The following is a 7,061-nucleotide window of genomic DNA, read 5'->3' as shown; positions in this document are numbered from 1 at the left end:
CCCCCGGGGCGCCAGCGCCCGGCTCAGCTCCAGCGCGGACGTCCACACCTCGCCAACGGTGTCGGCCGTCATCAGCACCCGGCGCACCTCCCCGGAGGGAGCAGGAGCGTCTTTATCCGTGGATGGGTTCACGTGCCTCCGGCCTGCTGAGCGTGCGTCGCACTGTCCCGGCCCACCTCGATTCCACCACCTCCAACGGGCTCACCGTGCGCTGGGGGCCGCCACCGATGTTGAACACCTGACCCCCGCGCCGGCTCATGTTGGCCATTGCAAGCTGGAACGCGCCTCGTCCGCCCGGTCCGTGGCCTGCTGGCCCTTGAGCCACGCGACCAGCTCGGTCAGGCCCTCGTGGAAGGACACCTTGGGCTCGTAGCCGAGCACCTTGCGGGCCAGGGAGATGTCGGCGAAGCAGTGGCGCACGTCGCCCATGCGGTACTTGCCGTTCACCTCCGGGCGGAGGTGCGGCTTGCCCAGGACCTCTGCCATGTAGGCGGCCACCTCGCGCACCGTGACGGCCCGGCCACTGCCCAGGTTGAAGACGCCTCCCACGGCCTCGGGCACCTCGAGGGCCAGACGGCAGCCGCGCGCGATGTCATGCACGCTGACGAAGTCTCGCTGCTGGTAGCCGTCCTCGAAGAGGAGGGGCGCCTAGTCGTTGAGCAGGCGCGAGGCGAAAAGGGCCAGCACGCCGGTGTGCGGGTTGGAGGGCGCCTGACGCGGGCCGTACACATTGAAGAAGCGCAGCGCGACCGTGGGGATGCCGTAGGCCTTGCCGAGCACGAGGCACAGGCGCTCCTGGTCGTACTTGGAGATCGCGTAGACGGAGGAGAGCGAGGGCTGCTTCGTCTCGTTCGTCGCCACCGGGACGAGCCCCTGGCCCTTGGCGTCCAGCGGCTCCCACTGGCTCGCCTGGAGCTGCTCGCGCGTGCGCTCGGTGCCCTGCACCAGTTGTCCGTCCGGGGTGCGGAAGAGGCCCTCGCCGTACACGCTCATGCAGGAGGCCAGCACCAGCCGATCCACCGGGCGCTTCATCAGCGCCTCCAGGAGCACCGCGGTGCCGATGTTGTTCACCGAGGTGTAGTGGGCGATCTCCCGCATGCTCTGGCTCACGCCCACCGCGGCGGCGAAGTGGTAGACGGCGTCCACCCCGACCAGGGCCCGACGGACGGCCTCGGGGTCGCGCACGTCCCCCACGTGAAGCTCCACCTCGGGATGGAGGTAGTCCGGCCGGCGCTGGCCATCGCCATGGACCCGCGGCAGGAGACAATCGAGCACCCGGACGCGGTGGCCCTGCTCGATGAGTTGATCCGCCAGATGCGAGCCGATGAACCCCGCTCCACCCGTGATGAGGATGTGCTTGCTCTTCATTGCCGCTCCACTGCGATGAGGAAGTGTTCGTGAGCCACGGACCCACATCTGGAATTCCGTGACTTCACCGATCGCGAAGCTAGGCAGCCCTTCCCTGTTCCGGGAGTGGGGGGCCTTGCATTCAGCTACCGGAGGACTGGTGTCCTTCGCCCCAGTGAGCAGTTCCTTCCAACCGGAGGGCGGGAGCGCGGAAGGAGCGCGAGGGGAACGTAAGTCTTACCGCCTCCGAGACGGGTGCGGTCGCTCTGGCTCGACAAACCCTTGAAATCACATGCCCCTGGCCCCGGAGCGCCGCTGGCACGCGGGATGCTTTATCTCCGCCACGTAGAGGTGATGGGGCAGGACGGGGTCGGGCGGGGCAGGACGGGGTCGGGCGAGGGCGGCGGGTTGGTGGGGGTCGGGGGGGGTAGGACGAGCAGGGACGTGCTTGGGGGCAGTGCCAGGGAAGCAAGTCGGGGAGGAGCTGCTGGGGGCGGCTCCTCCCCGACTCTTTTCCGGCATGACAGTCGCCAGGACACCGCGTTGTCCCCCGTGGACGGCTGGGGGATCCTTCCCGGGCACCCTTCCGCTTCCCCTCGCGCGCCCCTGAAGGAGCCGCCACCGTGTCCCTGCGTACTTTCGCGAAGAAGGCCCTTCCCTGGCTCGCGTTCGCCCTGGCGATCGTCGCCCTCGGCTACACGTGGAAGTGGGCCGTCGCGAAGTCTTCCGCGCGCCACCAACTGCACCAGACGTTCAGCACCGGCACCACGAAGTACATCTTCGGCCTGTGCCCGAGCACCCCGCTCGTGGACGACGTCCCCCGGTGGGCGAGCGACATGCGCGGACTCTGCCAGGCGCGCCAGCCCACCTGGGGCAGTCTGGAGCACGGCACCCCACGCCCCGAGCTCGACATCGAGAAGGACTCGACGTGGGAATCGCTCCAGCTCCTCTCCAGGCTCGTGCTGGAGATCTCTCCCGGCAAGCTGCTGTCGCTGCTGTCGCTGGTGGTCATCTCGCTGGCGGGCGTCCTGGGCTTGCAACAGCAGGGCTGGCTCGGCCAGGGCACCGGCCCGCGCCTGCGCGTCGCCCGGGGCGCCGCCTTGTCGATGCTCACCATCGTCATGCTCGCGCTGAGCGCCTCGCTCGTGCTGCTCGACGAGCAGGAGACGCTGTCGATGTGCCAGGTCACGGGCAGCACCTACGCCAACCTGCTCTCCATCGACGCGCGCTGCTCGCAGCAGACGATGCTGTTGCGCGACACCCAGGCATTGCTCGAACAGAAGAAGGGGGAGCTGGACTCCCGCGCCCGGGAGCTGGAAGACCTCAAGCAGGAGATCGCCTCGCTGGGCGCGATGCGGGACGCGCTGGGCACGTTCAAGACGGAGCTGAAGAGCCAGAGCGAGAGCACCCAGCAGCTCATCATGGCGGTCACCGGCGCCACGCTCGAGAGCATTGGCAAGGCAGTGGATCCGCTCCACAAGGACGTGAAGGGGCTGGATGAATCGGTCGACGCGCTCCAGGGGGATCTGAAGTCCCTGGTGCAGGGGGAGCTGAAGCTGGCGCTCCAGAGCGAGGAGCTCAAGGACGTCATCCGGCGGGAGGTGCGGGCGGCGGTGCGGGAAGAGGTTCGCGGAGTGGTGCGCGGGGAGCTTCAGGAGTCACTCAAGCCGGTGTTGGCCGCGGCCCGGGGCGCGACGAACGCGAGCTTCTCCGTCCCCGCCAGACCCGCCGTGGCCGAGGTGAAGAAGCCCGCCGTGCCCGAGATCAAGAAGCCCACCGTGCCCGAGATCAAGAAGCCCAAGGCTCCGACCCAGGGCAAGCACTGACGCGGCGGGGCCTCCGGGGGATCCCTTCCAGGCTCGATTGAGCAATAAACTGGAGAGGCATGAACGGATCTTCAGGAGTGGACGTGATTCCGGGAGTCAGCAGGCTGCTGCCCATCCTGGTGCTGGTGGGAGCGATGGTGGCGGGCTGTGACACGCTCGATGATGATGACAGCGGTGGTGACGTCACTCCCCAGCCACCTCCGGCGACCACGCCCAGCCAGGGCACCTGCTCCGCCTCCCGCATGGTGCCCTCGGGCGCCCTGCATACGAGCCAGAGCGAGATCAACTACGGGGGCGGCAAGGCCCTCGCGAAGTCCATCCACAAGGTGGACGTGGACATCGTCGAGGACGGGTGCGTGGGAACGCTCGAACTCACCGTGTCGCTGGCGAGCGGGCAGTGCCCCCTGAAGTTGTCCTTCAAGCGGGTGAACGGCACCTACGGAGGCCTCACCGAGGCGCAGTTCTCGGCGGACTCGACGTGCCCGGGCTTCCTGGACTCGGCCGAAGGCGTGTACCTCTCGCAGCCGGGCTTCACGCCCCTGGTGTACATGGGCCCCCGAGAGGTGCCCGTGCGCATGGCCACCAGCGTGTGCATGACACCGGTGCGGCTCGGCTTCCCGGATCAGCCCATCCGCCTGTTCCGCTCGGGCAGCGGCGGCGACCCCCTGGTGCTGACCCTCAACCTCAAGGACCTGGTGCTGGAGGGCGAGCTGTTCAGCAAGGGCGACACCAGCCCCCAGTGCTTCGACGCGACCAGTTGCGGACCCGGCCTGCGTGATGGAGGCGATGGCTGGTGCGTCCAGGAGGGCAAGTGCTCCCAGGGCTACCACAACGGTGGAGACGGACGCTGTGTCCCCTCGTCCGGGTGCGCGGCGGGCTATCACCTGTCCCCCACCGGGAGCTGCACCCTGTGGAAGTCCACCACCCCGCTCCCGAGTGCCCGGGCACGGGCCGGCACCGTGGCCGCCGGTGGGTACCTCTACGTCGTGGGGGGCGCCGACTCCAGCACCTGGTTCGATGAGGTGTGGTTCGCGCCCCTGCGTCCGGAGGGCGGCGTGGGTGAGTGGACGCGGACGACTCCCCTGCCCCTCGCGCGCGTCGGAGCGCGGGTGGTGACCTCGGGGAAGAACCTCTACGTCGTGGGAGGCAATGAGTCCTGTGGCAGGAACTGCACGGTGGGCACCGATCAGGTGCTCGGGGCCGAGCTCCAGGCGGATGGCTCCTTGGGGGCCTGGTCGGTGGTCGGCACCGTGCCTGGCAAGCTCGACGCGCCCGCCGTGCAGGTCCACGGCGGCAACCTCTACGTCGTGGGCACCATCGCCGATCCCGCCAAGGTCCTCTTCGCCCCCCTACAGGCGGATGGAAAATTGGGGACGTGGAGGTCCGGCCCGAGCCTTCCAGAGGGCCGGCAGTACCATGATGCCGTCGTGGCGGGCGACGTCCTCTATGTCGTGGGAGGGCTCCAGGTGTACCAGGTCCGCCCGCAGCCGAGCGTCTATCGGGCCTCGCTCGCGGCCGAGGGCGGCGTGGGTGCCTGGTCCACGAGCCGACTGCTGCCCTACCCCTGCGACTCCCACGCGGTGGGGACCCACGGGGGCCACCTCTACGTCCTGGCGGGCCGGTGTGAGATCGACTACGGCAGCTACCGGTCGGACCTCGTCCAGTACGCCCCCCTTCAGCCCGATGGGAGCCTGGGCACCTGGAGCGTCCAGCAGGTGCTCGAGCCCGGACGCGAGGCTCACGGCGGCGTCATCCACGACGACTTCGTGTACCTGCTGGGAGGCCAGGCCATCAGCCCCACCTACTCCACCGGCAGGGCCGTGGTCCCCCATGTCCAGATGGCCCGTCTACGGCCATCGGGAGGGGTGATGGCGCCCTAGTACGAGACGCCCGCCGACCGGAGTGCCAGCGCGCCGCCGTAGTCCCTCCTCAAGGGGAGAGGATCGCCAGCGCGCGCTGGTAGTAGGCCTCGCGATGCTCCAGCCCGTTGTAGCCACCGTTGATGCGGCGGGTGATCTCCCGGAAGTTCCCCGCATCCGCGAACGCATTGAGGCCCCGGCGGGTCCAGAACCAGCCCGCCACGCGGAAGCCCACGTCGACATCCCCCGCCCGGGTGGGTTGGTCCTCCAGGTCGATGCCCAACGCACGCCCGGCGGCGCGGTAGTTGGCCCGGCCGGTGAGCTGGATGGGGCCTCGGCCCTTGTAACGGCATCCATCCCCCGGCCGGGTGTTGCCCAGGTCCTCACGCCCCTCGTACGCCTCTCCAGAGGCGAGCTCCTCGAAGAAGCGCAGCTCCCCACTCTCGTGCGCGAGCTGCGCGAGGAAGGCCGCCTGACGCTGGGGAGTGGTGATCTCCGCCTCGACCATCGCCGCGCCGAGGTAGCGCAGACACTCATCCGTACGAGCGACCGACAGCCTGGGCATGATGCCGCGGAGCTGCTCCCGGGTGAGCCTCGAAAGCGCGCTCCACGTCCGGGGGCCGACGACTCCATCCGCGGTAAGACCCTGGGAGTGCTGGAAGGCCTTCACGGCCATCTCCGTCCTCGGGCCGAAGTCACCGTCGGTCGAGCTGGGGTCGCAGCCAGCCGCCCTCAGCCCGCGTTGCAGCTCGGCGACCTCCGGGCCGCGAGAACCCAGGCGCAGCACGCTCGGGGTGGTGGGTTGGAGCGGGGACACATCCAGGGTAGCGCGCATCAAGACATCCTCTTTTCTTCCCAGAAGGAGGAGGGACGATGGATTCGTGACGGGGAGCGTCTACCCTGGAGGGCGAGCAGGCGAGCCAAGGCCCCACCGCCAGGCCTCGGCCGCCCAGGGCCATGACGAGACCAGGGGCTCTTCATCGGGGGCCTCGAAAAACACGAGGTGAGGGGGTGGAACCCACGGGCTCCTCTCCCCTCACCCCAACTCGTGACGTCTACTTCTTCTGCGGCTCGGGCTGCTTCGCCCCCGCGTCCTTGCCCGCGTCCGCCTTCGGCTTGCGGATGGGGCACGACACGATCGCCCCGTTCGGATCGATGGCGTCCTTGCCGGACTCCACCTTCAGGACCTTGCGGTCCTCCCCGATGACGAACGTGTAGCGGTTCGCCAGCTTGATCACCGGCGTCTTCACCTCATACAGGTTCGTCAGCTTCGCTTCGGGATCCGGAACGAACGGGAACTGCGCCTTCAACGACTCCTTGAACTTCGCCAACGTTTCCTTGTCATCCGTACTGACGGCCAGGACCTGGCCGTGGAGCTTCTCGATTTCCGCATACCGATCCCGGTACGCCGAGAGCTCACGCGTTCAACCACCTGTGAATGCTTTGGGGAAGAAGGCCAGGATGACCGGGCCGTCCTTCACCATCTGCGACAGGGTGTACGACTTGCCGGAGGTGTCCTCCACCGTGAAGTCCGGCGCCACGTCCCCGACTTGAGGGGAGGCTCCCGCGAAGAAGCCAGCCACGAGCGTTGGAATGAGCATGGCTGCTTGCTTATCACTTCTCGCCCATGCGCGCCCAGACCGCCGCGGCGGCCTCGCGCGCCTGCTCCGCCACCACCGAGGGATTGACCGACAGGGGACGGCGCGCCCACACCCGCCACACGCCCTCCACCATCACCGACTCCACGTGGCGCGAGCCCAGGCCGAACACCACGTGCCAGGCCAGGTTCTCCGCCGTCAGCGGCGTGGCCGGCTGGTAGTCCATGAGGAGCAGGTCCGCCAGCGAGCCCTCGCGCATCAGCCCCACCTGGGCGCCGAACACCTGCGAGGCCAGACGCTGTCCGTTGGCGAGGTAGCGCAGCACGTCGATGGGCTGCCCCGCGTCGCGCGAGCGCAACCAGGCCGCCTGGGCCTCGGCGAACATGTCCGCGCTCACCTGATCCGCGCCCAGGGTGGCCCGGTGGCCGAAC

The 7,061-nt window shown here is 68.8% G+C and carries 4 protein-coding genes and 2 pseudogenes; 2 read left to right on the top strand and 4 right to left on the bottom strand.

Annotation, left to right across the window (positions count from 1 at the left end; genetic code table 11):
• Positions 1 to 255: 255 nt before the first annotated feature.
• Positions 256 to 1,368, bottom strand: a pseudogene (locus tag VF794_RS06340) (NAD-dependent epimerase/dehydratase family protein).
• A gap of 602 nt (positions 1,369 to 1,970) precedes the next feature.
• On the opposite strand from VF794_RS06340, the gene VF794_RS06335 reads away from it, so the two are divergent.
• Entirely contained in the window at positions 1,971 to 3,173 is a 1,203-nt protein-coding gene (locus VF794_RS06335; RefSeq protein WP_331108283.1) for a hypothetical protein, read from the top strand.
• An 83-nt stretch (positions 3,174 to 3,256) separates the two neighbouring features.
• Positions 3,257 to 5,053 (top strand): hypothetical protein, encoded by a 1,797-nt coding sequence (locus tag VF794_RS06330; RefSeq protein ID WP_331108282.1) that lies wholly within the window; start codon positions 3,257 to 3,259, stop codon positions 5,051 to 5,053.
• A 49-nt stretch (positions 5,054 to 5,102) separates the two neighbouring features.
• Here the strand turns inward: VF794_RS06330 and VF794_RS06325 are convergent, their stop codons facing one another.
• The 3 genes and pseudogenes from VF794_RS06325 to VF794_RS06315 form a co-directional block, all read right to left on the bottom strand.
• Positions 5,103 to 5,867 (bottom strand): peptidoglycan-binding protein, encoded by a 765-nt coding sequence (locus tag VF794_RS06325; protein ID WP_331108281.1) that lies wholly within the window; start codon positions 5,865 to 5,867, stop codon positions 5,103 to 5,105.
• A 220-nt stretch (positions 5,868 to 6,087) separates the two neighbouring features.
• Entirely contained in the window at positions 6,088 to 6,633 is a 546-nt protein-coding gene (locus VF794_RS06320; RefSeq protein WP_331108280.1) for a peroxiredoxin, read from the bottom strand.
• 13 nt (positions 6,634 to 6,646) lie between these two features.
• Positions 6,647 to 7,061: pseudogene (locus VF794_RS06315) on the bottom strand (ssnA protein); the annotation flags it as partial.

The sequence above is a fragment of the Archangium sp. genome, assembly GCF_036389735.1.
In the GTDB taxonomy this organism is placed as follows: Bacteria; Myxococcota; Myxococcia; order Myxococcales; family Myxococcaceae; genus Archangium.
This window is presented reverse-complemented; position numbering and strand designations above follow the sequence as displayed.